General features: G+C 69.9%; 21 protein-coding genes. 15 read left to right on the top strand and 6 right to left on the bottom strand.

Annotated features, from left to right (window positions below; all coding sequences use genetic code 11):
• The first annotated feature begins 52 nt into the window (after positions 1-52).
• The 3 genes from ACQEU8_RS25585 to ACQEU8_RS25575 all read left to right on the top strand — a co-directional run bounded on the left by ACQEU8_RS25585 (position 53) and on the right by ACQEU8_RS25575 (position 3,613).
• Positions 53-1,336 carry an amidohydrolase family protein gene (locus ACQEU8_RS25585; protein ID WP_433104992.1) on the top strand — a complete coding sequence of 428 codons (1,284 nt, stop codon included), beginning with the start codon at positions 53-55 and terminating at the stop codon, positions 1,334-1,336.
• Positions 1,333-2,586: an amidohydrolase family protein gene (locus ACQEU8_RS25580; protein ID WP_433104990.1), complete on the top strand. Its 1,254-nt coding sequence runs from the start codon at positions 1,333-1,335 to the stop codon at positions 2,584-2,586. The genes ACQEU8_RS25585 and ACQEU8_RS25580 overlap by 4 nt, the downstream gene beginning before the upstream one ends.
• A gap of 100 nt (positions 2,587-2,686) precedes the next feature.
• Positions 2,687-3,613 (top strand): sterol desaturase family protein, encoded by a 927-nt coding sequence (locus ACQEU8_RS25575; protein ID WP_433104988.1) that lies wholly within the window; start codon positions 2,687-2,689, stop codon positions 3,611-3,613.
• A 30-nt stretch (positions 3,614-3,643) separates the two neighbouring features.
• Here ACQEU8_RS25575 and ACQEU8_RS25570 read toward each other — a convergent pair whose 3' ends face one another.
• A complete protein-coding gene (locus tag ACQEU8_RS25570) occupies positions 3,644-5,194 on the bottom strand; it encodes a S8 family peptidase (protein ID WP_433104986.1) in 1,551 nt (516 codons plus the stop codon).
• Positions 5,195-5,451: 257 nt separating this feature from the next.
• Between ACQEU8_RS25570 and ACQEU8_RS25565 the strand changes: the two genes are divergently transcribed.
• From ACQEU8_RS25565 to moaA, 3 genes are all read left to right on the top strand, one after another.
• Entirely contained in the window at positions 5,452-5,889 is a 438-nt protein-coding gene (locus ACQEU8_RS25565; RefSeq protein WP_433104984.1) for a DUF485 domain-containing protein, read from the top strand.
• Positions 5,886-7,532, top strand: a complete 1,647-nt coding sequence (locus ACQEU8_RS25560; RefSeq protein ID WP_433104982.1) for a solute symporter family protein — start codon at positions 5,886-5,888, stop codon at positions 7,530-7,532. The genes ACQEU8_RS25565 and ACQEU8_RS25560 overlap by 4 nt, the downstream gene beginning before the upstream one ends.
• A 770-nt stretch (positions 7,533-8,302) precedes the next feature.
• A complete protein-coding gene (gene moaA, locus ACQEU8_RS25555; protein ID WP_433104980.1) occupies positions 8,303-9,292 on the top strand; it encodes a GTP 3',8-cyclase MoaA in 990 nt (329 codons plus the stop codon).
• A 106-nt stretch (positions 9,293-9,398) separates the two neighbouring features.
• On the opposite strand, the gene ACQEU8_RS25550 is transcribed toward moaA, so the two are convergent.
• The 3 genes from ACQEU8_RS25550 to tyrS all read right to left on the bottom strand — a co-directional run bounded on the left by ACQEU8_RS25550 (position 9,399) and on the right by tyrS (position 11,863).
• Positions 9,399-9,644: a hypothetical protein gene (locus ACQEU8_RS25550; protein ID WP_433104978.1), complete on the bottom strand. Its 246-nt coding sequence runs from the start codon at positions 9,642-9,644 to the stop codon at positions 9,399-9,401.
• A gap of 192 nt (positions 9,645-9,836) precedes the next feature.
• Positions 9,837-10,226, bottom strand: coding sequence for a DUF3099 domain-containing protein (locus tag ACQEU8_RS25545; RefSeq protein ID WP_433108707.1), 390 nt, complete (start codon positions 10,224-10,226; stop codon positions 9,837-9,839).
• 218 nt (positions 10,227-10,444) lie between these two features.
• On the bottom strand, positions 10,445-11,863 hold the full coding sequence (gene tyrS, locus ACQEU8_RS25540) for a tyrosine--tRNA ligase (protein WP_433104976.1): 1,419 nt from the start codon (positions 11,861-11,863) through the stop codon (positions 10,445-10,447).
• 209 nt (positions 11,864-12,072) lie between these two features.
• Here tyrS and fabG point away from each other — a divergent pair, with 209 nt between their 5' ends.
• Both fabG and fabI read left to right on the top strand, forming a co-directional pair.
• Positions 12,073-12,777: a 3-oxoacyl-[acyl-carrier-protein] reductase gene (fabG, locus tag ACQEU8_RS25535; RefSeq protein WP_433104974.1), complete on the top strand. Its 705-nt coding sequence runs from the start codon at positions 12,073-12,075 to the stop codon at positions 12,775-12,777.
• A 2-nt stretch (positions 12,778-12,779) separates the two neighbouring features.
• On the top strand, positions 12,780-13,559 hold the full coding sequence (gene fabI / locus ACQEU8_RS25530; RefSeq protein ID WP_433104972.1) for an enoyl-ACP reductase FabI: 780 nt from the start codon (positions 12,780-12,782) through the stop codon (positions 13,557-13,559).
• Between the two features lie 41 nt (positions 13,560-13,600).
• On the opposite strand, the gene ACQEU8_RS25525 is transcribed toward fabI, so the two are convergent.
• Entirely contained in the window at positions 13,601-14,311 is a 711-nt protein-coding gene (locus tag ACQEU8_RS25525; RefSeq protein ID WP_433104970.1) for a FadR/GntR family transcriptional regulator, read from the bottom strand.
• A 29-nt stretch (positions 14,312-14,340) separates the two neighbouring features.
• Between ACQEU8_RS25525 and ACQEU8_RS25520 the strand changes: the two genes are divergently transcribed.
• From ACQEU8_RS25520 to ACQEU8_RS25505, 4 genes are all read left to right on the top strand, one after another.
• Positions 14,341-15,759: a CynX/NimT family MFS transporter gene (locus ACQEU8_RS25520; protein WP_433108705.1), complete on the top strand. Its 1,419-nt coding sequence runs from the start codon at positions 14,341-14,343 to the stop codon at positions 15,757-15,759.
• A gap of 17 nt (positions 15,760-15,776) precedes the next feature.
• On the top strand, positions 15,777-15,893 hold the full coding sequence (locus tag ACQEU8_RS25515) for an SGM_5486 family transporter-associated protein (RefSeq protein ID WP_433104968.1): 117 nt from the start codon (positions 15,777-15,779) through the stop codon (positions 15,891-15,893).
• Positions 15,894-16,102: 209 nt separating this feature from the next.
• Positions 16,103-16,351 carry a hypothetical protein gene (locus ACQEU8_RS25510; protein ID WP_433104966.1) on the top strand — a complete coding sequence of 83 codons (249 nt, stop codon included), beginning with the start codon at positions 16,103-16,105 and terminating at the stop codon, positions 16,349-16,351.
• Positions 16,352-16,493: 142 nt separating this feature from the next.
• Positions 16,494-17,009, top strand: coding sequence for a SixA phosphatase family protein (locus ACQEU8_RS25505; RefSeq protein WP_433104964.1), 516 nt, complete (start codon positions 16,494-16,496; stop codon positions 17,007-17,009).
• 112 nt (positions 17,010-17,121) lie between these two features.
• Here the strand turns inward: ACQEU8_RS25505 and serB are convergent, their stop codons facing one another.
• The gene (serB, locus tag ACQEU8_RS25500) at positions 17,122-18,363 is read right to left on the bottom strand and encodes a phosphoserine phosphatase SerB (RefSeq protein ID WP_433104962.1); all 1,242 of its coding nucleotides are present in this window, start codon (positions 18,361-18,363) and stop codon (positions 17,122-17,124) included.
• A gap of 317 nt (positions 18,364-18,680) precedes the next feature.
• On the opposite strand from serB, the gene ACQEU8_RS25495 reads away from it, so the two are divergent.
• The 3 genes from ACQEU8_RS25495 (at position 18,681) to ACQEU8_RS25485 (ending at position 23,316) form a co-directional block, all read left to right on the top strand.
• Positions 18,681-21,359 (top strand): FHA domain-containing protein, encoded by a 2,679-nt coding sequence (locus ACQEU8_RS25495; RefSeq protein WP_433104960.1) that lies wholly within the window; start codon positions 18,681-18,683, stop codon positions 21,357-21,359.
• A 156-nt stretch (positions 21,360-21,515) separates the two neighbouring features.
• Positions 21,516-22,685 carry a GAF domain-containing sensor histidine kinase gene (locus ACQEU8_RS25490; RefSeq protein WP_433104958.1) on the top strand — a complete coding sequence of 390 codons (1,170 nt, stop codon included), beginning with the start codon at positions 21,516-21,518 and terminating at the stop codon, positions 22,683-22,685.
• Positions 22,678-23,316: a response regulator gene (locus tag ACQEU8_RS25485; protein ID WP_433104956.1), complete on the top strand. Its 639-nt coding sequence runs from the start codon at positions 22,678-22,680 to the stop codon at positions 23,314-23,316. Before ACQEU8_RS25490 ends, ACQEU8_RS25485 begins: the two co-directional genes overlap by 8 nt.
• The last annotated feature ends 120 nt before the right edge of the window (positions 23,317-23,436 follow it).

The following is a 23,436-nucleotide window of genomic DNA, read 5'->3' as shown; positions in this document are numbered from 1 at the left end:
TACGGGGGTTGTCCCCCGGGGGGTTGCAGCGTACTGGACTGAGGTGTCTTCCGTGAGTGACGACCCGTACCTGATCATCTCCTCCGACTGCCACGCCGGACTGCCCACCGAGCGGTACCGGCCCTACCTGGAGAGCAAGTTCCACCGGGAGTTCGACGACTTCCTCGCCCAGCGCGACGCCCGGATCGAGGAGTCCACCCGCCTCGGCATCCGCAACGAGACCTTCGCCCGCAAGTGGTTCGAGGACAACGAGGAGGGGCTGCGCGGCGGCTGGGACGCGGCGCAGCGCGTCAAAGAGCTCGACGGCGACGGGGTGGCAGGCGAGGTGGTCTTCCCGGACGCCGACGCCGTCGACAGTGGCACCGCGGCCCCCTTCGGCGTCGGCCTGGGCCTGAGCGGCGACCAGGACCCTGAGCTGGGCATGGCCGGCGCACAGGCGCACAACCGCTGGCTGGCCGAGTTCTGCTCCGCGCACCCCGAACGGCACTGCGGCGTCGCCCTCTTACCGGTCACCGGCGAGGTGAAACGCGTTGTCGCCGAGATCCACCGCGCGCGAGAATCCGGACTGGGGGCGCTGATGATCCCGTCCATGTGGGTGGACAAAGCCCCTTACCACGACCGCCGTTACGACCCGGTGTGGGCGGCAGCGGCGGAGACGGCCATGCCGGTCGTCACTCATTCGGGTGCCGCACCCCGCCACGAGTACGGCGACCATCTGGGCATCTACGTCAGCGAAGTCACCTGGTGGCCGGCGCGCCCGCTGTGGTTCCTGCTGTGGTCCGGCGCGTTCGAGCGGCACCCGGGGCTGCGGTTCGGCGTCGCCGAGTCCGGCTGCTGGTGGCTGCCGAACCTGCTGTGGTTCATGGACCGGCTCTATCTGGGTGCGCACGGCGGCAAGAAACTCTCGCCGTTCGCCGAGCTGAAGCGCCCGCCGCACGAGTACCTCGACCGGCAGGTCTTCGTCTGCGCCACCAACACCAAGCGGCGCGAGCTGGCCCAGCGCTACGAGATCGGCGTCGACAACATCCTGTGGGGCAGCGACTTCCCGCACCCCGAGGGCACCTGGCCCCGCACCCGGGAGTGGCTGCGCGACACCTTCCACGACATCCCGGTGGCCGAGACGCGCCGGATGCTGGGCGAGGCGGCGGCCGAGGTGTTCGGCTTCGACACCGCGGCGCTGGCACCGCTCGCCCGCCGGATCGGCCCCACCCCCGCCGAGCTGGGGCAGCCCGCCGACCAGCGGCCGGTGGAGGAGTCCTGGCGCCGCGCCCGCGAGACGGGCCGGCACTGGCTGACCGGAGCCGACTTCCCGTTCGTGGGGGTGGACGCACCATGAGCACCGACACCGGCCACAGCGCCGCCGACCGCTACACCGTCATCTCCGCCGACTGCCACGCGGGCGCCGACCTCCTCGACTACAAGCCGTATCTGGCGCAGCGGTACCACGACGACTTCGACGCCTGGGCGGCCGACTACGTCAACCCGTACGAGGACCTGCTCGCCGACACCGCCGACCGCAACTGGAACTCCGAGCGGCGGCTGGCCGAGATGGAGGCCGACGGCATCGTCGCCGAGGTCGTCTTCCCCAACACCATCCCGCCGTTCTTCCCGTCCGCCTCCCTGATGGCGCCCGTGCCCACCCGGGAGGATCTGGACCGGCGCTGGGCCGGGCTGCGCGCCCACAACCGCTGGCTGGCCGACTTCTGCGCCGAGGCGCCGGGACGGCGGGCCGGTGTCGCACAGATTCTCCTCAACGATGTCGAGGAGGCCGTACGCGAAGTGCGCTGGGCCCGCGATGCGGGGCTGACGGGTGGCGTACTGCTGCCGGGCGCACCGCCGGGCTCCGGGATCCCCGAACTGTACTCGGAGGTCTACGACCCGCTGTGGGCCGTCTGCGCGGAACTGGACGTTCCCGTCAACCACCACGGCGGCTCCGCCTCACCGCCGCTGGGCGACGAGCCCGCCGCACGTGCCGTCTTCATGGTGGAGACGACGTGGTTCTCGCATCGCGCCCTGTGGCATCTGATCTTCGGCGGGGCCTTCCGCCGCCATCCCTCGCTGCGGCTCGTGCTGACCGAACAGGGGTCCGGATGGATTCCCGGCGTGCTGGAGATGCTGGACTACTACCACGAGCGGCTGGTCTCAGCGGCGGGCCGGTCGGCTGCCACCGCCGAGTCCAAGTTCGGCGCCGGTCTCGCTGAGGCCATGGGGCGGCGTCCCAGCGCGGTGTGGCAGGAGAACTGCTTCGTCGGGGCGAGCTTCATGCGTCCGCACGAGGTGCCGCTGCGGGAGCGCATCGGCCGCGACAAGATCATGTGGGGCAGCGACTACCCCCATGACGAGGGCACCCAGCCCTATTCACGGGAGGGACTGCGGATCGCCTTCGCGGGGCTGCCGCGCGAGGAGGTCGCCGCCATGGTGGGGGGCAACGCGGCGCGGGTGTACGGGTTCGACGCGGGGCTGCTCGACCCGATCGCCGCCCGGGTCGGCCCCACGGTCGCCGAGATCGCCGAACCGTTGACCGAGGTCCCGGCCGACGCCACCAGCCCCGCCTTCGCGCCGGGAGGGAGCGTGCGGGTGTGGTGAGGCAGCGAGACGAGGGAGCCTTGCGCGGGTGACGCAAGAACTTCATACCCGGCGGTAACAACCCCTGGCGCGGCGCCGTCACCGGCTTTACCTTGCTGACATGCCGTCTAGCCTGCCCGATGTCGTCCTGTGGTCCATCCCCGCCTTCGTCCTGCTCACCGTCATCGAAATGGTGAGCTACCGGCTGCATCCGGACGAAGACTCCGCCGGGTACGAGGTGAAGGACGCCGCGACCAGCATCACCATGGGGCTCGGCAGCCTGGTGTTCGACGCGCTGTGGAAGATACCGATCGTCGCGATCTACGCGGCGATCTACGAACTCACCCCGCTGCGCGTGCCGATCCTCTGGTGGACCCTGCCCCTGATGCTGCTCGCGCAGGACTTCTTCTACTACTGGTCGCACCGTGGCCACCATGTGATCCGCATCCTGTGGGCCTGCCACGTCGTGCACCACTCCAGCGAGAAGTTCAACTTCACCACCGCGCTGCGCCAGCCGTGGACGACCTGGACCGTGTGGCCGTTCTACGTGCCGATGATCGCCTGCGGCGTCCATCCGGCGGCCCTCGCGTTCTGCTCCTCCACCAACCTCGTCTACCAGTTCTGGATCCACACCGAGCGGATCGGGAAGCTGCCCCGGCCCGTCGAGTTCGTCTTCAACACGCCCTCGCACCACCGGGTGCACCACGCCTCGCAGGGCAGCTATCTGGACCGTAACTTCGGCGGCATCCTGATCGTCTGGGACCGGCTCTTCGGCTCGTTCGTGCCGGAGACCGACGCCTGTGTCTTCGGGCTGACGAAGAACATCAAGACCTACAACCCGCTGCGCGTCGCCACCCACGAGTACGCGGCCATCGCCCGCGACCTCCGCGCGGCGCGCGGCTGGCGCGAGCGTGCCGGGCGGATCTTCCACGGCCCCGGCTGGCAGCCGGCCACGGACACCGCGCAGCCCGCCGGCCCGGGCGGGCACACGACGGAAGGGGCCGGACCGCTGGATTCGCGGTCCGGCCCCTCACGGCAGCTGTCCTGACAGCGGGGCTGCCTCAACAGCCGGCGGTCGTCACTTGGTGACGGCCGCCAGCGCGTCCACGAGCCCGTGGCCGTAGAAGCTGTTGTTGCCCTTCACACCGGTGCACTTCGCGGCGTAGGTGCCGCGGTTGCCCGGGTCGTACTTCTCCGGGCAGGGCAGGGTCTGCGCCTGCGCCTTCAGCAGCCAGGAGATCTCCTGCGGGCTGGACTTGGGGTGCTTGCTCTTGAGCAGCGCCGCCACGCCCGCGACCTGCGGTCCGGCCATCGAGGTGCCCTGGAGGTAGGCGTACTCGCCGTTCGGCATGGTGGACAGCACGCCGCCGTCCTTGGCGGGCTCCTCCGGCGTCTGGAACGACCGGTCACCGCCGGGAGCCGTGACGTCGATCTGGTTCCGGCCGTAGTTGGAGTAGTACGACTTCAGATCCTCAGGACCCGTCGAGGAGACGGAGGTCGCACCGTTCAGCATCGTCGGCACGTCCGGGCAGGTGGCCGGGTTGATCGTGCGCTTGACCGGCGTGCTGTCGTCCGGGCTGGTCTCGTCCACGATCTCGCTCGCCGCGAGGTCGTGCGAGGAGTTGCCCGCCGAGCTGACGGTGGTGACGCCCTTGCCCTGCGCGTACCTGATGGCACGCTGCACCGACTCGGCGATGGCCTTCTGGTCCGCTTGGTCGTCGCAGTTGTAGAGCCACGGGTCGACGTAGTAGCTGTTGTTGGTGACCTGGATGCCGTGGTCGGCCGCGTAGACCATCGCGCACACGACGGCCTCGCTGTAGAACAGCGCGGTCTCCGGCTCGCTCACCTTGAGAGAGGCGATCTTCACGCCGGGCGCGGTGCCCGCGATACCGACCCCGTTACGGGGAGCGGCGATGATGCCCGCGACGTGGGTGCCGTGGTAGTCCCCGTCCGGGTTGTACGGACGCCAGGCACCGGGCGTGGTGTCGGCCTTGCCGCCGACGCAGTTCGCGGACTGCTTCGCGGAGAAGTTGGGCTTCAGGTCCGGGTGGGTGTCGTCCACACCGGTGTCGATGACGCCGACGGTGACCTTCCTGCTGCCCTCGTCGACCTTGGCTGCCTTGTCGGCCTTGATGGCCCGCTTGTCCCACTGCAGGGACTCCAGCGGCTCCTGCTCCTTGGCCTTCGCCTTCGCCAGAGCGGACTTCGCCTTGGGCTCCTTGACGAAGTCCGGCTTGCCCACCTCGGTGGTGGTGGCGGCCTTGAGCGGGGCGGTGCGGGTGGCACCCGCAGAGTCGACGCCGTCGACCGCGCGCATCGTCTCGCCGAACTCCGGGTTGCTGGAGTGCGCGACGATGACGCCTATTTTCTGATACGTGGCGACGACCTTGCCGTCAGCCTCACGTATTTCCTTCTTGACCCGTTCGACGGTACCGCCGCCGGTTTCGGTGTTGACGATGTAGCTGAGCTTCTCGCCGGACTTCGCCTTGGGCGCCGCGTCAGCGGCTGCGGCCCTCTCGGTGGTCTGCGCGTTCGCGGCAGCCGCGCCCGCCAGACCGAGGGAGGCGGTCAGTACCAGTCCCAACGGCACCGCGAGGGCGCGCCGCCGTCTGGATGGTCTCGAATCCATGCGGTCTCCATGTCGTCTGAAGTTGTCCACAGACGACGGAAGTTATCCCTGTGGGCCAGGTAACTGCAATGGATTGATGAAGAAAGTCCGAAGGCTGTGCACAACCGTGATCGGTCTTATCCGTTTCAACTACCGACCCCTGTTGTCGGGCCGACACACGATCTACGATGCGCGCACTGTGCGTCTATTGAGACGTGGGTCACAATTTCTTCCGTACCGTCCCCCAACACGTTCCTCACGTTCCGTCTGGAGTCACTGTGGACACCGCCCCAGAGCACGCGAGTTCCGGCCCCCCGGGCCCCCGGGACTACACGGACGTGCAGCACAGCGCCGAGTTCGGTGAGCTGCGGCGCGGCTACCGTTCGTTCGTCTTCCCGCTCACCGTCGGATTCATCGTCTGGTACCTGCTCTATGTCCTGCTGTCCAACTACGCGGGCGGGTTCATGGGCACCAAGGTCGTCGGCAACATCAATGTCGCCTTCGTCTTCGGTCTCGCGCAGTTCCTGACGACCTTCCTGATCGCCTGGTGGTACTCGCGGTTCGCCGCCGCCAAGCTCGACCCCAAGGCGGAAGCGCTCAAGACGCGGCTGGAGGCGGAGAACCTCCAGCGGGCCGCCGGCGGCGGGATCGGCCACCAGGCCGACCGCCTCGGCAAGGACAAGGGCGAGCTCACCGGCAAGGAGGACGACGCATGAGTCTCACCCACCAGTTCGCGGCGCCCGCCACCCAGCTGGCGGCCGACGGCGCCAGCGAGCACCGCCCGCTGATCATCACCCTCTTCTCCCTCTTCGTCGTCGCCACCCTCGCCGTCACCGTCTGGGCAGGCCGCAAAACGAAGGACGCCACCGACTTCTACGCAGGTGGGCGGCAGTTCAGCGGCTTCCAGAACGGGCTGGCCATCTCCGGCGACTACATGTCGGCCGCGTCGTTCCTCGGCATCGCCGGAGCCATCGCGCTGGCCGGATACGACGGATTCCTCTACTCCATCGGCTTCCTCGTCGCCTGGCTGGTGGCCCTGCTGCTGGTCGCCGAACCGCTGCGCAACTCCGGCCGTTACACCATGGGCGACGTACTGGCCTACCGGATGCGGCAGCGCCCCGTCCGGACCGCGGCCGGCGTCTCCACCATCGTCGTCTCGATCTTCTACCTGCTCGCCCAGATGGTCGGCGCCGGGGCGCTCGTCGCGCTGTTGCTGGGCATCACAGGCGAGGTGGGCAAGAACCTGATCGTCGTCTTCGTCGGCGTCATCATGATCCTCTACGTGACGATCGGCGGTATGAAGGGCACCACCTGGGTCCAGATGATCAAGGCGTGCCTGCTGATCGGCGGCACGGTCATCATCACCGTCCTGGTGTTCCACAAGTTCAACTACAACCTCTCCTCACTGCTCGGCGCTGCCGCCGAGAACAGCGGGAAGGGCGCGTCGTTCCTCGAACCCGGACTGAAGTACGGCGTCACGACGACCTCGAAGATCGACTTCATCTCGCTGGGCATCGCGCTCGTCCTCGGCACCGCCGGGCTGCCGCACATCCTCATCCGCTTCTACACCGTGCCCACCGCCAAGGCGGCCCGGAAGTCGGTGAACTGGGCCATCGGCATCATCGGCGTCTTCTACCTGATGACCATCGCGCTCGGCTTCGGCGCCGCCGCGCTGCTCAGCCCGAAGACGATCACCGACTCCAACGAGGCGGGCAACACCGCGGCACCACTGCTCGCCCAGGAGATCGGCGGCGGCGCGGACTCGACCGGCGGCGCCGTGCTGCTGGCGATGATCTCCGCGGTCGCGTTCGCCACCATCCTCGCGGTCGTCGCCGGGCTGACGCTCGCCTCCTCGTCCTCCTTCGCCCACGACCTGTACGCCAACGTCATCCGCAGGGGCAGGGCCAGCGAGAAGGAGGAGGTCAAGGCGGCCCGCGTCTCCGCCGTCATCATCGGCGCCGTCGCCATCGGGCTGGGCATCTTCGCGGGCAAGCTCAACGTCGCGGGACTGGTCGCCCTGGCCTTCGCGGTCGCCGCTTCCGCGAACCTGCCCACGCTGCTGTACAGCCTTTTTTGGAAGCGCTTCACCACCGCGGGTGCCTTGTGGTCGATCTACGGTGGGTTGCTCTCGTCGGTGGTGCTGGTGTTCTTCTCGCCGGTGGTCACCGGCAAGGAGACCTCCATGTTCCCCGACGCCGATTTCGCGTGGTTCCCGCTGGAGAATCCGGGGCTCATCTCCATTCCGCTGGGGTTCTTGCTCGGGTGGGTCGGGTCGCTGGTCTCCAAGGATGAGGGCGCTGGCGGCGCCAAGTACGCCGAGTTGGAGGTGCGCTCCATGACGGGCGTGGGCGCCCACTGAGGGCTCCGCCGGTTGTAACCGGGTACGTAGTTGGGCCGGGTGGGTGGGGGTGGTGGGTTGAGGGCCCCACCCCCGGGTCCCCTCTCGTGTTGGGGGCGCTGCCCCCAAACCCCCGGTCCTCGCCGGACGGGCGTTGGGGCGGCTCCGCCCCCCAACTGCCCCCCGCTACGGGGGCTCCGCCCCCCTAGGAGCCCCCCCCGACCCAATGCCTCCGTCTGGACAATTCGTCCTCCGCCCCTGCTCCAGGACTATTCGCTGCGGGTGGCGCCCATATCTGGGGTGGATGAGAGCGCCCATTGCTCCAACCCCAGATATGGGCGCCACCCGCAGACAAAGGGCAGTAGCCCTGAAGCGGTCTGCTCTTACGTCAATAGGTGGCGGTCTTGCGGAAGGGGGGTCCTAGGGGGGCGAAGCCCACCTAGCGGGGGGCCGTTGGGGGGCGGAGCCCCCCGACACGACCTGTCGGCGGCAGCCGAAATACAAAGGGGGCGTGCCCCCACAAGCCAGCCGGGCCCGGCGGCAGGCGGGGGGCCGTCCCCCAACCCCCACCCCCCACCCACCCACCCTGCGCCGCGACCACCCCTCCCCGCCCTCCCAGCGCCACCCCACCCTCGCTCCGGTCCCCACCCACCCCCGGCGCCCCCCGCGGATGCGGGCCCTCAAGCGGTGGGGCCCTCTCAGGTGCGAGGGGGTAACAATTGGCGCTGTTCGAATGTCACAGGCGTGACCTACGCTGCGAAGCAGCTCACGCACCTGGGAGGCCCGTCAGCATGCTGCTCGACACCTACGGCCGGGTCGCCACCGACCTGCGCGTCTCGCTGACCGACCGCTGCAACCTGCGCTGCACGTACTGCATGCCGGAAGAAGGCCTGCAGTGGCTCGCCAAACCCGAGCTGCTGACGGACGACGAGATCGTCCGTCTGATCCGCATCGCCACCACCGACCTCGGCGTCACCGAGGTCCGCTTCACCGGCGGCGAGCCCCTCCTGCGCCCGGGGCTGACCGGCATAGTGGCGCGCTGCGCGGAGCTGGAGCCCCGCCCCAGGATGTCGCTGACCACCAACGGCATCGGTCTGGAGCGCACCGCGGAGGCGCTGCGCGAGGCGGGTCTGGACCGGGTCAACGTCTCGCTGGACACCCTGGACCCGGAGACGTTCCAGCGCATGACCCGCCGCAAGCGGCACGCCGATGTGCTGCGCGGCCTGGCCGCGGCACGGGACGCGGGCCTGACGCCGGTGAAGGTCAACGCGGTGCTGATGCCGGGGTTCAACGACGAGGAGGCCCCCGACCTGCTGGCGTGGGCGCTGGAAGAGGGCTATGAGCTCCGCTTCATCGAACAGATGCCGCTCGACGCCCAGCACGGCTGGCAGCGCGAAGGCATGATCACCGCCGGTGACATCCTGGCGTCGCTGCGTACCCGCTTCACCCTCACCGCGGAGGGGCAGGAGAAGCGTGGTTCGGCCCCGGCCGAGCGGTGGCTGGTGGACGGCGGCCCGCAGCGGGTGGGCGTCATCGCCTCGGTCACCCGGCCGTTCTGCCGGGCCTGTGACCGCACCAGGCTGACGGCGGACGGACAGGTGCGCACCTGCCTGTTCGCCACGGAGGAGTCCGATCTGCGGGGCGCGCTGCGCGGCGGCGCCTCCGACGCGGAGGTCGCGGCGCTGTGGCGCAAGGCGATGTGGGGCAAGAAGGCGGGAGCGGGGATCGACGACCCCTCGTTCGTCCAGCCGCAGCGCCCGATGTCGGCGATCGGCGGCTGATCCGGGACAAAGGCCCGGCCGACGGCTGATCCGGGGTAAGCCCAAGCTCCCGCTCAGCGACTGATCCGGGACAAAAGCCCCGTCAGCGGCTGATCCCGCACAAGCCCTACGCCCCGTCGGCCGACTCCCACTCCGCCAGGGGCACGGTGTCCTTCAGGAAGCCGCGGACGCCGAGGAACTTCGACAGATATTCGCGGTGCTCCTCGCACGCCAGCCAGGTCTTGCGGCGCTCGGGGGTGTGCAGCTTCGGGTTGTTCCAGGCGAGCACCCACACGGCCGGCTCACGGCAGCCCTTGGCGGAGCAGATCGGGGTGTCGGGCCCCTCGGCGGAGGGGGAGGCGGAAGGGATCACGCCCCCATCTTCCCTCACCGTCCGGACATTAAGCGACGCCGGGCAGCCACGGGGGGAGCCGCCCGGCGTCGGTCCATCGCTCCGACGGGGGATGCGGAGCGCACATGAAGTATGGCATGCGGGAGCGGCCGCAGTGCACCGGAACCGCAGGATTGATCTGAGGTTTTCTTGAGCTTTGTGCGAAGAGCCAGATCAACTGCGGTCGCTCGATGTGCCGTTCGGGGCCGACTCAGCCCCTTCCGGAGCCTCTTCGGGGGCGGTCTCCCCCTCCGCTTTCGTCACCCGCGAGCCTTCCAGCGGCTCGCGCGGAGGAGTGGCCAGCACCGTCGGGGGAGCGGAAGGAGCGTTCTCCCGGCCCGCGTTGGCGATCACCACCGCGATGTACGGAAGAATCAGTCCGAGCACCAGCGTCCCCACCGCCAGCGGACGCTGGACGTTCCACAACACCACTGTGAGCAGGACGGCAACCGTGCGGATCAGCATGGAGATCACATAGCGGCGCTGCCTCCCGCGCACATCCTCCTGCAGCCCCTGACGGGCCCCGGTGATCCGGAAAACCTCCGGCTGGTGCTGCTTCCGCATCACATTCCACCACCTGCTCACCTGCCGTTCTCCGTGGCCTTGCACGGAGATCCGGACGTTTTCCACGGTACGCCCCGGATGCGTCCGCTACGAGACCGGGGCGCTGCGCGTACCGGACCGGCCGTCCTGCGTACGACGGCGGCACGGCGGGTCCGGCAGGCTGCGTACCCCGGCTGGAGAGCCGGGTACGACATGGCCCGCCGGCCCGCCGCGCACCGTCACAGACCGCGGATCTCGGCGACCTTGCGGCCCGCCTTCAGGTACACAGCGTCGGCCGCGCCGCCTGCCTGCGCGGCCACCGCCTCCCGGGCGACCTCGGCCAGCGGGCGCAGCGCCTCCGCCTCGGAGAGCACGACGGCCTGCTGCTCCTGACCGCCCTTCTCGACGATCAGCCGCAGCCCGTTCTGCTTGGCGATCCTGCGGGCGGCCGACGCGCTCGGGGTGAACTCCAGGACCTTCGTCAGCACCGCGGCGACGCCTTCCTCGCCGTGTTCGGCCACCGTCACGAAGGGCAGCGTGTCCACGTCGGAGAAGGACTTCTTGGAGAACTGCGCCACGAAGTGGGCACGGGCCGCCATCGCAGCGGGCACGCCGTGCAGGGCCGCGACGACCTCGCCCGCCAGGACCTTCTTCAGATCCATCGGGTGCAGCGAACCCGCCGCGATCCGGGCCGTGGCCTGCTCGATCTCCGCGTCCGTCCATTCGGTCCAGGCCCGCAGGTAGGGGACCATCAGCCGGTCGGGGATCGACATGATCTTGCCGAACACCTCGTCGGGCGCGCTGCCCAGGCCCACGTAGTTGCCCTTGGACTTGGACATCTTGGCGCCGGAGCCGTCCGTGCCCTCGACCAGCGGCATGGTGACCACGAGCTGCGGCTGCTGCCCGTACGCCTCCATCACCCGGCGGCCCATCTGGAGGTTGAGCAGCTGGTCGACACCGCCCAGCTCCACGTCGCAGTCCAGCTCGACGGAGTCGAGGGCCTGCGCGACGGGGTAGAGCAGCTCGGACATCGTCAGCCCCGAGCCCTCCGAGAGCCGGTTGCGGAAGTCCTCGCGCTGGAGCAGGGAGGAGACCGGAACCTGTGCCAGCAGTCCCAGCAGCTTCGGCAGCGTGAAGGGGGCCAGCCATGTGCTGTTGTGCGCGAAACGCACCTTCTCGAAGTCGAAGAAGGGCCGCACCTGTTCCTGGTAGCCGGACAGGTTCCGCGCGATGTCCTCGTCGGTCAGCGGCGGACGTTCGGCCGTACGCCCCGAGGGGTCGCCGATCTTGGCGGTGAAGTCGCCGATGATCAGCGTCACATCGTGGCCCATCCGCTGGAAGCGGCTGAGCACGATCATCGGCACCGTGTGCCCCAGGTGCACATCCGCCGCCGTCGGGTCGATGCCCAGCTTGATGTGCAGGCCCTTGCCCTGGGCCGCGCGTTCCTCGATCCGCTCGGCGAGCTTCTCCACCGACGGCAGCAGCTCGACCGACCGCGCCCCGATCAGCTCGGCCTGCTCCTCGGCCGGTAGATCGCTCAGGTCCAGATAGCGCCGCGCCCCGGTCTCCGCGAGCAGTCGCTCGACGTTGGTGTCGGAGGAGAGGTCCTGGGCCAGCAGCTCACTGGCGCGCTGTACGGAGTCGCCGAGGCGTGTCACGTCACTGTCCTGGTGTGGTGGTTGCTGAATACGGTCACGGGAAGTCTATGCGCCCGCACCGACACCGATCGCCCTCGGCGTTTCTGTAGGGACTCCACAGGAGGCCGCAGGTGCCCCTGTCCGTGCCCGAGTGCTCGTGACCTGGCGGCGCCGGATAGGTTCTCTTTGCGACAGACCGCGACAGCAGAAGCAGAAAGGGTGGTCACACAGTGAGCCGCTCAGTGCTCGTGACCGGAGGGAACCGCGGCATCGGCCTCGCCATCGCCCGTGCCTTCGCCGAGGCAGGCGACAAGGTCGCCGTCACCTACCGCTCCGGAGAGCCGCCCGAGGGCTTCCTCGGCGTCAAGTGCGACATCACCGAGCCGGAGCAGGTGGAGCAGGCGTACAAAGAGATCGAGGAGAAGCAGGGCGCGGTCGAGGTACTCGTCGCCAACGCGGGTGTCACCCGCGACCAGCTGCTGCTGCGGATGTCCGAGGACGACTTCACCTCGGTGCTCGACACCAACCTCACCGGCACCTTCCGGGTGGTCAAGCGTGCCTCCCGCGGCATGCTGCGCGCCCGCAAGGGCCGTATCGTGCTGATCTCCTCGGTCGTCGGACTGATGGGACAGGCGGGCCAGGCCAACTACGCGGCCTCCAAGGCCGGTCTGGTGGGCTTCGCCCGTTCGCTCTCCCGCGAGCTGGGTTCCCGCAACATCACCTGCAACGTCGTCGCGCCCGGTTTCGTCGACACCGACATGACCCGCGCGCTCAGCGACGAACAGCGCGAGGACATCGTCAAGCAGGTCCCGCTGGGCCGCTACGCCGCGCCGGAGGAGGTCGCCTCCTCGGTCCGCTTCCTGGCTTCCGACGAGGCCGCGTACATCACCGGAGCCGTCATTCCCGTGGACGGCGGATTGGGCATGGGTCACTGAACATGAGCGGAATCCTCGCTGGAAAGCGCGTCCTGATCACCGGCGTGCTGACCGACTCCTCGATCGCCTTCCACGCGGCAAAGGTCGCCCAGGAGGAGGGCGCCGAGGTCGTACTGACCGGCTTCGGCCGGCTGTCACTGGTGGAGCGCATCGCCAAGCGGCTCCCCAAGGAGGCGCCGGTCATCGAGCTGGACGTGCAGAACAAGGAGCACCTGGACGGGCTCGCCGCGAAGGTCGTCGAGCACTTCGGCGACGACACCGCGCTCGACGGCGTCGTGCACTCCATCGGCTTCGCCCCGCAGGACGCGCTCGGCGGCAACTTCCTCAACACCGAGTGGGAGTCGGTCGCCACGGCCGTCGAGGTCTCGGCGTACTCGCTCAAGTCGCTGACGATGGCGCTGCTGCCGCTGCTGGAGAAGCGCGGCGGTTCCGTCGTCGGCATGGACTTCGACGCGCAGCTGGCCTGGCCGAAGTACGACTGGATGGGCGTCTCCAAGGCCGCGCTGGAGGCCACCTCCCGCTACCTCGCGCGCGACCTGGGGCACAAGAACATCCGCTGCAACCTGGTCTCGGCCGGCCCGATCAAGTCGATGGCCGCCAAGTCCATCCCTGGCTTCGAGGAACTGTCCGACGTGTGGAGCACCCGTGCCCCCATCGGCTGGGACCTGACCGACCCCGAGCCGGCCGGCCGCGGCGTCGTGGCCCTGCTCTCGGACTTCTTCCCCAAGACCACGGGAGAGATCGTCCACGTCGACGGCGGCGTCCACATGATGGGCGCCTGACCGAACGAGCGGCATACACCCATGGGGGAGCCGCCGGACGGCTACAGCGCGCCGTCGCCCCATTCCGCCGTATGCGAGGCCGCCTCTTCGGAGGCGGCCTCCGCGTCCTGGGCGCGGATGGCATCCAGCAGCCGGGTGTGGTCCATGTAGTTCTCCGGGCGCAGTTCCTCGCCCACGTCCTGCCGGAGGTAGGCCCGCAGCACCTCGCCGAGGTCGGCGTACAGCGCTGCCAGCACCTCGTTGTGCGAGGCGGAGACGACGCCCATGTGCAGGCTCCGGTCGGCGTCGATGAAGTGCTCGACGTCCCCCGAGTCCCAGGCCGCCTCGCGCCGCGCCAGCAGCCCGTCGAGCTGCTCCACGTCGGCGTCCGTACGGCGGCGTGCCGCCAGCCGCGCGCCCGCCGTCTCCAGCGCGGAGCGCAGCTCCGCCACATGCCGCAGATCGGCGCCCGCGAATCTGCGGTGCATCACCCCGGCCAGCTCACTGGTCGCCACCACATAGGTGCCCGAACCCTGCCGGATGTCCAGCAGCCCGTTGTGCGCGAGGGCGCGCACCGCCTCCCGCACCGTGTTGCGGGCCACGCCGAGCTGCTCGACCAGTTCCGGCTCGGTCGGGATACGGCTGCCCACCGGCCACTCCCCGGAGGTGATCTGCTGCCGCAGTGTCGCGATCACCTGGGCGGCCAGGGGGGCGCGGTGCAGGGCGGAGAGCGCGGGGAGCGAGGGCGGATCAATTGGTTGGGCAGTATTCATCCCATGATTCTATGATGGGTCGCATGGCAATGGCAGACGACGACAGCAGGAACTTCGCACCCGCTACCGATCTGGGGACCCGTACCGTCCCCGAGCGCCCCACCGGGACCCAGGCCCCGACCCCCGACCCCGCTGCCGCGGGCCCCGCGGTGCCCCGCTGGCTGTTCGGTCTGATCGCCGCCGGAATGGTGATCGCGGCGCTCAATCTGCGCCCCGCCATATCCGGGCTCGGTCCGCTGCTGGAGGAGGTACGGCACGGACTGCGCATGAGCGGCACCGTCGCGGGGCTGCTGACCTCCGTGCCGCCGCTGTGCTTCGCCGTCTTCGGCGGTCTCGCCCCCCGGCTGGCCCGCCGCCGCGGCCCGGCCCCCGTGGTGCTGGCCGGCATGGTCGCCATCACCCTCGGCCTCGCCCTGCGGCCACTGGCGGGCGGCACGGCCACCTTCCTCGCCGCCACCGCGCTCGCCCTCGCCGGGATCGCGGTGAGCAACGTCCTGATGCCCGTCATCGTCAAGCACTGGTTCCCCGACCGGGTCGGCTCCATGACCGGGCTCTACTCGATGGCGCTCGCCCTGGGCACGGCCGGCGCCGCAGCCGTCACCGTGCCGATGACCGACGCGCTCGGCGGCAGCTGGCGGGTCGGCCTGGGCAGCTGGGCGGCGCTGGCCGCCGTCGCCGTCGTCCCGTGGGCAGTGGTCTCCCGGCACCGTGCGGCCCACACCCCCGAGCCGGAGGCCGTACAGGAGGCCGTGCCCGAACAGACCGTCGAGGGCGAGGCCACCACCGAGTCCCGCACCAGGGGCCGTACGCAGGCGGGCTCCGGCTCCGTACGGGGCGGCTCCGGGGGGCGCGGGGGCGGTGCGCCCGCGTTGCGTATGACCAAGTCGCCCACCGCATGGGCGCTCGCTGTCTTCTTCGGCCTCCAGGCGTCCGCCGCCTACATCACCATGGGCTGGCTGCCGCAGATCTTCCGGGACGCCGGGGTCTCCGCCTCGGCGGCCGGTGTGATGCTCGCGGTGACGATGGGCATGGGCGTCCCGCTCTCCTTCGTCCTGCCGAAGCTGGCCGCCCGGATGCGGCATCAGGGCCCGCTGGTGCTCGCCCTCGGCGTCTGCGGCCTGGTCGGCTACGCGGGCCTGTGGTTCGCCCCCGCCGCCGGTGCCTGGGCGTGGGCCCTGGTGCTGGGCGTCTCCAACTGCGCCTTCCCGCTGGCCCTCACCATGATCGGCATGCGCTCCCGGTCCAACGCCGGGGTCGTCAAGCTCTCCGCCTTCGCGCAGAGCACCGGCTATCTCATCTCCATCCCGGGCCCGCTGCTCGTCGGCTCGCTGCACGACCTCAGCGGTGACTGGCACCTGCCGCTCCTGCTGATGGCCCTGCTGATGTTCGCGCAGATGGCGACGGGGCTGCTGGCGGGCAGGGACCGGGTCATCGAGGAAGGACGCTGAGTGCGACACTGGCTCACATGCCAGTGCTCGAACCGAACCCCCCGGAACCGCAGAAGAAGCTGCTGATGATCTTCGGCGCGATGATGGCCGTCACCGTCGTCATCGGTGTGATCGCCAGCATCGCCGCCGGCTGACACCGCTCCGCACCCCCGCCGGGTCCCGCCGGTCGCCCGTCTGTCGTCCGTCGGGAGTCCGCCCGGGGGTGTAGCTGGCACCACCATCCCCTAGGGGGTTGGCGTCAGGGGTAACTGGGTGGCTCACCGGATGGGATCGCTCTCCCGTCCTCCGTACCGTCGAGGCATACGAGAACGAGCAAGGCCCACGGAATCCGGAGGCGAAGCCCATGACGGCCCCCGCGCACCTGACATCGGACCGGAGCAGGAACCGCCCGGCCCAGGGCGCCGCACGACCGAGGCAGTCGGACGTCGCACAGACGCGGCTGCCCTGGTGGGGAGTGCTGCTCCCGATACTCGGCTTCGCCCTGCTGCTGGTCCTCCTGATGGGCGGGGGACAGGCGGACGCAGCCCAGCGTGCCGCGGACAGCCCGCTGCTGTCCTTCCTCACCCATCTGTGGGGTTCCCTCACGGGCTGAGGCCGGGCTGAGCCGTCCCGGTGACGGGGAGCGGTGAGGGGAGCGGTGCCGGGTGAGCGGTGCATCACCGTCCGTCACCCATGGGGGACCGACCGTCCAACACCCCGCGCCTGTCAGCGGGTTTCATGCGAAGCTGGGACACATGAGCGTCGATGTGCCCCGCAGTATCGTCCTTCTCCGGCACGCCAAGGCGGACTGGCCCCAGGTGGCGGATCACGAGCGGCCCCTCGCGGAGCGAGGCCGCCTGGACGCCCCAGCGGCGGGCGAATGGCTCGCCGGTCAGGGCATCACCCCGCAACTCACCCTCTGTTCGACAGCGACCCGCACCCGCGAGACATGGAAGCTGGTCGTCTCACATCTCCCACAGCGGCCCAAGACGGTCTACGAGGAGCGTCTCTACGAGGCGCCGCCCGGCCAGATCATCGAGGTCATCAACGAAGTCGCCGACGAAGTGCGGGACTTGCTGATCATCGGCCACAACCCCGGTATGCAGTCGGTCGCCGACGTGCTCGCCGGGGCCGCCGACCAGGAAGCGCAGGAGCGGATGGCCCGCGGTTTCCCCACGGCGGCGGTGGCCATCCTGCGGTACACCGGCTCGTGGAAATCGGTGCAGCCCGGCAGCGCGGAGCTGACCCACTTCTGGTCGCCGCACGAATGAGGCCGTCGCCAGCTACGAGCTCGTCGGCAGCTATGAGCTCGTCGGCGGAGAGCGCGAGCCGGTCGGGCGCGAAACGTCCGGCCGTCCAGAGGCCGGGCCGTCGGGAGGGAGCTCAGACCCTCTCGAAGGGCTTCTCGGGCCCGTCCGCGGCCTCGACCTCTTCGCGCGTGATGCCCAGTAGATAGAGCACCGTGTCCAGGAACGGCACGTTCACCGCGGTGTGAGCGGCCTCCCGCACCAGGGGCTTGGCGTTGAAGGCGACGCCGAGCCCCGCGGTGTTGAGCATGTCCAGATCGTTGGCGCCGTCACCGATGGCGACGGTCTGCGCCAGCGGCACCCCCGCCTCGTCGGCGAACCGCCGCAGCAGCCGCGCCTTGCCCGCGCGGTCCACGATCTCCCCGGTGACCTTTCCCGTCAGCTTGCCGTCGACGATCTCCAGCGTGTTGGCGGAGGCGAAGTCCAGCCCCAGCTCCTCCTGAAGCGCGTCCGTCACCTGCGTGAAGCCGCCGGAGACGACGCCCACCTGGAAGCCGAGCCGCTTGAGGGTACGGATCAGGGTGCGCGCCCCCGGAGTGAGCCGCACCTCCTCGCGCACCTTCTCGACCACCGACACATCGAGCCCCGCCAGCAGTTCGACCCGCGCGTGCAGCGACTCCTCGAAGTCGAGTTCGCCGCGCATCGCCCGCGCCGTCACCTCGGCGACCTCCGCCTCGCAGCCCGCATGGGCCGCGAACAGCTCGATCACCTCGTCCTGGATGAGGGTGGAATCCACATCCATCACCACCAGCCGCTGCGCCCGCCGCTGGAGCCCCGAGGCGACAACGGCCACGTCGACGCCGTACTTCGCCGCCTCCAGCGCCAGCGAGGTACGCAGCAACGCCGTCTCCGTACCCGAGACATCGAACTCCACGGCGAGGACCGGGTACTTGGCGAGCCGGAAGATGCGGTCGATGTTGCCGCCCGTGGAGGTGATGCTGGCCGCTATGGCGGCGGTCGACTCCGCGGTGAGCGGGTGGCCCAGCACGGTGACGTGCGAACGACCGACGCCGCGCGGCCGGTTGTCGCCCGTACCGGAGATGATCTCGGCGGTCAGCCCCATCGACTCCGCCCAGCTGTGCACGGTCGCGCGCAGCTCCCCCTCGGTGCCGGTGCCGGTGGTGGGTGACGTCACCAGGGCGCACAGCGTGATGCGGCCACGGGTGACGAGCTGCTCGATGTCGACGACCTCGACGGCGAAGGCCGCCAGGGTGTCGAAGAGGCCGGCGGTGATGCCGGGCCGGTCCTTGCCGAAAATCTTGACCAGCAGGGTCGGGGTTTCGGCGTACGACGGAGGGTGCGCCACAGGTGTGCTCATGGTCCTCTCACACTACCGCCGCCAGGCCCGTCAGCCCTGTCGGGGCCCGACCGCGTCCGTGCGCCGTACCCGCCCCACCTGCGCTCCGTGTCCGCCGCGCACCACTCTTGTCCGTATCAGTCGTGATCGGTGGCGATCCGTGGGGGCATCCGCAGCGAGGCCCCTTTCTCTCCGACATTCCCTGGCCAGAACGGTCACAGCCTGGTCCCTAGCGCTGGCCCGGCTTCCTGTCCGGCGGCCGAGCCTGAAATAGTTCCTCACGATGTTCGCCATCCCTAGACTCCCTCTCCGAAGGGGGTACCTCGGGGGACAACTTTGTGGGGCATGGAGTGCCGGAACTCGTACTGGAATTGAACGGACAGACCTGGACGCTGGATCAGTCCAGGGCCTACACCCTCGGCCGCGATCCGCAGGGCGACGTGGTGATCGAGGACGCCAGGGTTTCCTGGCGGCATGCCACGGTGCGCTGGGGAGGGCGCGCCTGGGTCATTGAGGATCACGGCAGCACCAACGGTACGTATGTGCAAGGGCGGCGGATCCAGCAGCTGGAGCTCGCCCCCGGCATGAACGTCCATCTGGGCAACGCCACCGACGGCCCGCGGCTCGGCTTCTCCGGCGGGGCCGGCAGTGGCCAGGCGCCGGTTGCCGACATGTACGGCGGTCAGACGGCGCCGCAGCAGCAGGGTCAGCATCAGCAGCACGGGCAGCCCCAGGCGGCGCAGGCCGCCGCCCAGCACAGCGCCCCGACCCAGCAGCCGCAGGTCGGCGGCCAGGGGGGTCCCGGCTGGGGTCAGCAGCCCCAGCAGCCACCCCCGGGCTGGCAGCAGCAGCCCCAGATGCCGCAGCAGATGCAGCAGGCACCGCCGCAGCAGTACGCGCAGCAGCCGCCGCAGCAGCACATGCCACAGCAGGGCATGGGCGGACCCGGCGGAGGCGGGATGCCGGGCGGTCAGGGCGGTGCGGCCCCGCAGCCCGCGGGCGACCGCAGCCCGACCACCTTCCACCAGCTCTCCCTCGGCCGGGTGATGCGCATCGGCCGTGCGCTGGAGAACGAACTGGTCGTCTCCGACCTCCAGGTCTCCCGGCACCACGCCGAGTTCCACGCCTCGCCCGACGGCCGCTGCGAGATCCGCGACCTCGGCAGCCACAACGGCACCTACGTCAACGGCCAGCCGATACCCCGCTCGGGCACGGTCGCCATCACGCCGCAGGACATCGTCGGTGTCGGCCACTCCACCTTCCGGCTGGTCGGGGACCGGCTGGAGGAGTTCGTCGACACCGGTGAGGTCTCCTTCTCGGCCCGCCATCTGACGGTGAAGGTCGACGGCGGCAAGGTCATCCTCAACAACGTCACCTTCGGCGTGCCCGAGAAGTCGCTGGTCGGCGTGATCGGCCCGTCCGGCTCCGGCAAGTCCACACTGCTGCGGGCGCTCACCGGCTACCGCCCGGCCGACGTGGGCGAGGTCCTCTACGACAACCGGAACCTCTACAAGCAGTTCGCCGAGCTGCGGCAGCGCATCGGTCTCGTCCCGCAGGACGACATCCTGCACAAGGAGCTGAAGGTCCGCACCGCGCTGCGCTACGCGGCCAAGCTGCGCTTCCCCGGCGACGTCGCCGAGGCCGAGCGCAACGCCCGGGTGGAGGAGGTGCTGGCCGAGCTCAAGCTCGACATCCACGCGGACAAGCGCGTCACCTCCCTCTCCGGCGGCCAGCGCAAGCGCGTCTCCGTCGCCCTGGAGCTGCTCACCAAGCCGTCGCTGATCTTCCTGGACGAGCCCACCTCGGGCCTCGACCCGGGCATGGACCGCGACGTGATGCAGCTGCTGCGCGGCATGGCCGACGACGGCCGCACCGTGCTGGTCGTCACCCACTCGGTGGCCGAGCTCCAGCTGTGCGACAAGCTCCTGGTGATGGCGCCGGGCGGCGGCGTGGCCTACTTCGGCCCGCCCGAGGAGGCGCTGAACTTCTTCGGCTACGACTCGTGGGCGGACGTCTTCTCCGCCTTCGAGAACTACCGCGACTACGACTGGATGGGTCGCTGGCAGGGCTCGCAGCACTACCAGATGTACGCGGCCGACATCGACCAGCAGATGCCGCAGCAGGACCCGTACGCGGCACACCAGCAGGCGATGCAGCCGACCAGGCTCCAGAAGCCGCAGAGCTGGGGCAGCCAGCTGTGGACGCTGATCAGACGCTATGTCTCGGTGATCGCCTCGGATCGCTCCTTCCTGGTGCTGTCCTTCGTCACCCCGCTGCTCCTCGGCCTGGTCAGCACCCTGATGCCGTCCGACTACGGACTGACGGCACCACCGCGCAAGACCAACGGCGACGCCGGTCCCATCCTGCTGATCCTCGCCATCGGCGCCTGCTTCTCGGGTGCGGCCAACTCGGTGCGTGAGCTGATCAAGGAACGGGTCATCTACGAACGCGAACGGGCAACCGGGCTGTCCCGGTCGGCCTATCTGATGTCGAAGGTGATCGTCCTGGCCGTGGTCGCCGCGATCCAGGGCGTGCTGATGTGCGTCGTCGGCTTCTACCCGCGCGACCTTCCCGAGGAGGGCCTGCTCGCCTCCAACCCGGCCATCGAGATGGCCCTGGTGATGATCGCGCTCGGCGCCACCTCGATGATGTTCGGCCTGATCATCTCCTCGCTGGTGAAGACCTCCGAGAAGACGATGATCCTGCTCGTGCTCTTCGCGGTCGTACAGGTCGTCTTCACCGGTGTGCTCTTCAAGCTCTTCGACAGCCCCGGTGTGGAGCAGCTCGCCTGGCTGATGCCGTCCCGGTGGGCGATGGCGGCCCTGGGTACGACGATCGAGCTGGGGCGCCTGATGCCGCAGGACGACAAGGACCCGACCAACACCGACCCGCTGTGGGACCACTCGCTGGACCAGTGGACGATGGACATCGGCATCCTCGTCGCGATGGGCGTGCTGTGCTACTTCGTCATCATCCGGCTGCTGCGGCGGCACGAGCCGGAGATCATGCGCAAGTGAGGGCCTGAAACGCAGGGAAGGGGCTCCCTCGCATGAGGGGGCCCCTTTGCTGCGCTTGGGAGGGCCCGTAGGACGTCGGACCTAGGTCCACCGGACCCTCCCGCCCCTGGCCGCGGCCCGATCCCGCGCCGGCGGCGGCGCGAGTACGGTGATCGCATGGTCCCCCGCTCCGGGCTCGCCGCGGTCAGTGCGGCGCTGCTCGCCATGAACCGCCGGCTCGAGGTGCGCGACGTCCTCCAGACGATCGTCGCCTCGGCCCGCGACCTGCTCGACGCCGAGTACGCGGCGCTCGGCGTACCCGACGACCACGGCGGCTTCGCCCAGTTCGTCGTCGCCGGAGTCAGCGAGGAGCAGTGGAAGGCCATCGGCCCGCTGCCGCGCCAGCACGGCATCCTCGCCGCGATGCTGCACGACGCCACCCCGCAGCGCCTCGCCGACGTCCGCAAGGACCCCCGCTTCGGCGGCTGGCCCTCCGCGCACCCCTCGATGGCCGACTTCCTCGGCATGCCCATCGCCGACGGCGAGCAGGTGCTCGGCGCCCTCTTCCTCGCCAACAAGCGCTGCGACCCGGCCACGCGGGAACAGCGCCGCCCGGCCTCCAGGGAACGGGCCTGCGCCTTCACCGAGGACGACGAGGAACTGCTGCGGCTGCTCGCCCAGCACGCCGCCATCGCACTCACCAACGCGCGGCTGTACGAGCGCAGCCGTGAGCTGACCATCGCCGAGGAGCGCACCCGCATCGGCCACGAACTCCACGACGCGGTGGCCCAGAAGCTCTTCTCCCTGCGGCTGACGGCGCAGGCGGCCACGGCCCTGGTGGACCGCGATCCGGAGCGCGCCAAGGCCGAACTGCACGAGGTGGCCCGGCTGTCCGGCGAGGCAGCCGACGAACTGCGCGCCGCCGTCGTCGAACTGCGGCCGGCCGCACTGGACGAGGACGGCCTCGTCGCCACCCTGCGCACCCAGGCCCAGGTCCTCGACCGCGCGCACAGCGCCGAGGTGGACTTCGTGTGCGAGGGCGTCCGGGCGCTGCCCTCGGCACAGGAGGAGGCCCTGCTGCGCGTCGCCCAGGAAGCACTGCACAACGCACTGCGGCACGCGGACGCCACGCACGTCCGCGTCGCCCTCGTCCGCCGCGGGCCGTCCGTCGTCCTCACCGTCACCGACGACGGCACGGGCTTCGACCCCGGCGCCGTGCGCTCGGCGGGCCGCCACCTCGGCCTCGTCTCGATGCGCGACCGGGCCTCCGGCGTCGGCGGCACGCTGACCGTCCAGTCGGAGCCCGGCAAGGGCACAGTTGTCGAATTGGAGGTGCCCGGTGGCTGACCCGATCCGTGTGCTGCTCGTCGACGACCACCAGGTCGTACGGCGCGGACTGCGCACCTTTCTCGAGGTGCAGGACGACATCGAGGTCGTGGGGGAGGCGTCGGACGGCTCCGAGGGCGTGGCCCGCGCCGAGGAGCTGCGACCCGACGTCGTCCTGATGGACGTCAAGATGCCCGGGACCGACGGCGTCGAGGCGCTGCGTACGCTGCGTGATCGCGACAACCCGGCGCGGGTGCTGATCGTCACCAGCTTCACCGAGCAGCGCACCGTCGTCCCCGCACTGCGTGCCGGTGCCGCGGGGTACGTCTTCAAGGACGTCGACCCCGAAGCGCTGGCCGGAGCCATCCGCTCGGTGCACGCCGGTCACGTACTGCTGCAACCCGAGGTCGCCGGGGCGCTGCTCTCCGACGACCAGAGCGGTGCCGCGGGGCGCGGCCCCTCGCTGACCGAGCGGGAACGCGAGGTGCTCGGCCTGATAGCCGACGGCCGTTCCAACCGCGAGATCGCCCGCGCGCTCGTGCTGTCGGAGAAGACGGTCAAGACCCATGTCTCCAACATCCTGATGAAGCTCGACCTGGCCGACCGCACCCAGGCGGCCCTGTGGGCGGTCCGCCACGGGGTGACGGGCTGACGGGGAACCGGCCAGGCGTTCCCCTCCGTACGGCAATTCATACCGTCGTGTGGTCGTCATCTTTTCTGCGCACCCTCGCGACGGGTGCTCCGTTCTCCATGGCGTGCCCGCGGCGGTCGG

This window comes from Streptomyces sp. CA-250714, from assembly GCF_050936705.1.
Lineage (GTDB): Bacteria > Actinomycetota > Actinomycetes > Streptomycetales > Streptomycetaceae > Streptomyces.
Note: the sequence above shows the minus strand (reverse complement) of the source record. Positions and strands in the feature narration are given on the sequence as shown.

Bases quoted from the DNA above. Each gene is read 5' to 3' on its own strand.
- ACQEU8_RS25580 (WP_433104990.1), top strand. From the start codon at position 1,333: ATGAGCACCGACACCGGCCACAGCGCCGCCGACCGCTACACCGTCATC.
- ACQEU8_RS25575 (WP_433104988.1), top strand. From the start codon at position 2,687: ATGCCGTCTAGCCTGCCCGATGTCGTCCTGTGGTCCATCCCCGCCTTC.
- ACQEU8_RS25570 (WP_433104986.1), bottom strand. From the start codon at position 5,194: ATGGATTCGAGACCATCCAGACGGCGGCGCGCCCTCGCGGTGCCGTTG.
- ACQEU8_RS25560 (WP_433104982.1), top strand. From the start codon at position 5,886: ATGAGTCTCACCCACCAGTTCGCGGCGCCCGCCACCCAGCTGGCGGCC.
- moaA (WP_433104980.1), top strand. From the start codon at position 8,303: ATGCTGCTCGACACCTACGGCCGGGTCGCCACCGACCTGCGCGTCTCG.
- ACQEU8_RS25545 (WP_433108707.1), bottom strand. From the start codon at position 10,226: ATGCGGAAGCAGCACCAGCCGGAGGTTTTCCGGATCACCGGGGCCCGT.
- fabI (WP_433104972.1), top strand. From the start codon at position 12,780: ATGAGCGGAATCCTCGCTGGAAAGCGCGTCCTGATCACCGGCGTGCTG.
- ACQEU8_RS25525 (WP_433104970.1), bottom strand. From the start codon at position 14,311: ATGAATACTGCCCAACCAATTGATCCGCCCTCGCTCCCCGCGCTCTCC.
- ACQEU8_RS25520 (WP_433108705.1), top strand. From the start codon at position 14,341: ATGGCAGACGACGACAGCAGGAACTTCGCACCCGCTACCGATCTGGGG.
- ACQEU8_RS25515 (WP_433104968.1), top strand. From the start codon at position 15,777: ATGCCAGTGCTCGAACCGAACCCCCCGGAACCGCAGAAGAAGCTGCTG.
- ACQEU8_RS25510 (WP_433104966.1), top strand. From the start codon at position 16,103: ATGACGGCCCCCGCGCACCTGACATCGGACCGGAGCAGGAACCGCCCG.
- ACQEU8_RS25505 (WP_433104964.1), top strand. From the start codon at position 16,494: ATGAGCGTCGATGTGCCCCGCAGTATCGTCCTTCTCCGGCACGCCAAG.
- serB (WP_433104962.1), bottom strand. From the start codon at position 18,363: ATGAGCACACCTGTGGCGCACCCTCCGTCGTACGCCGAAACCCCGACC.
- ACQEU8_RS25490 (WP_433104958.1), top strand. From the start codon at position 21,516: ATGGTCCCCCGCTCCGGGCTCGCCGCGGTCAGTGCGGCGCTGCTCGCC.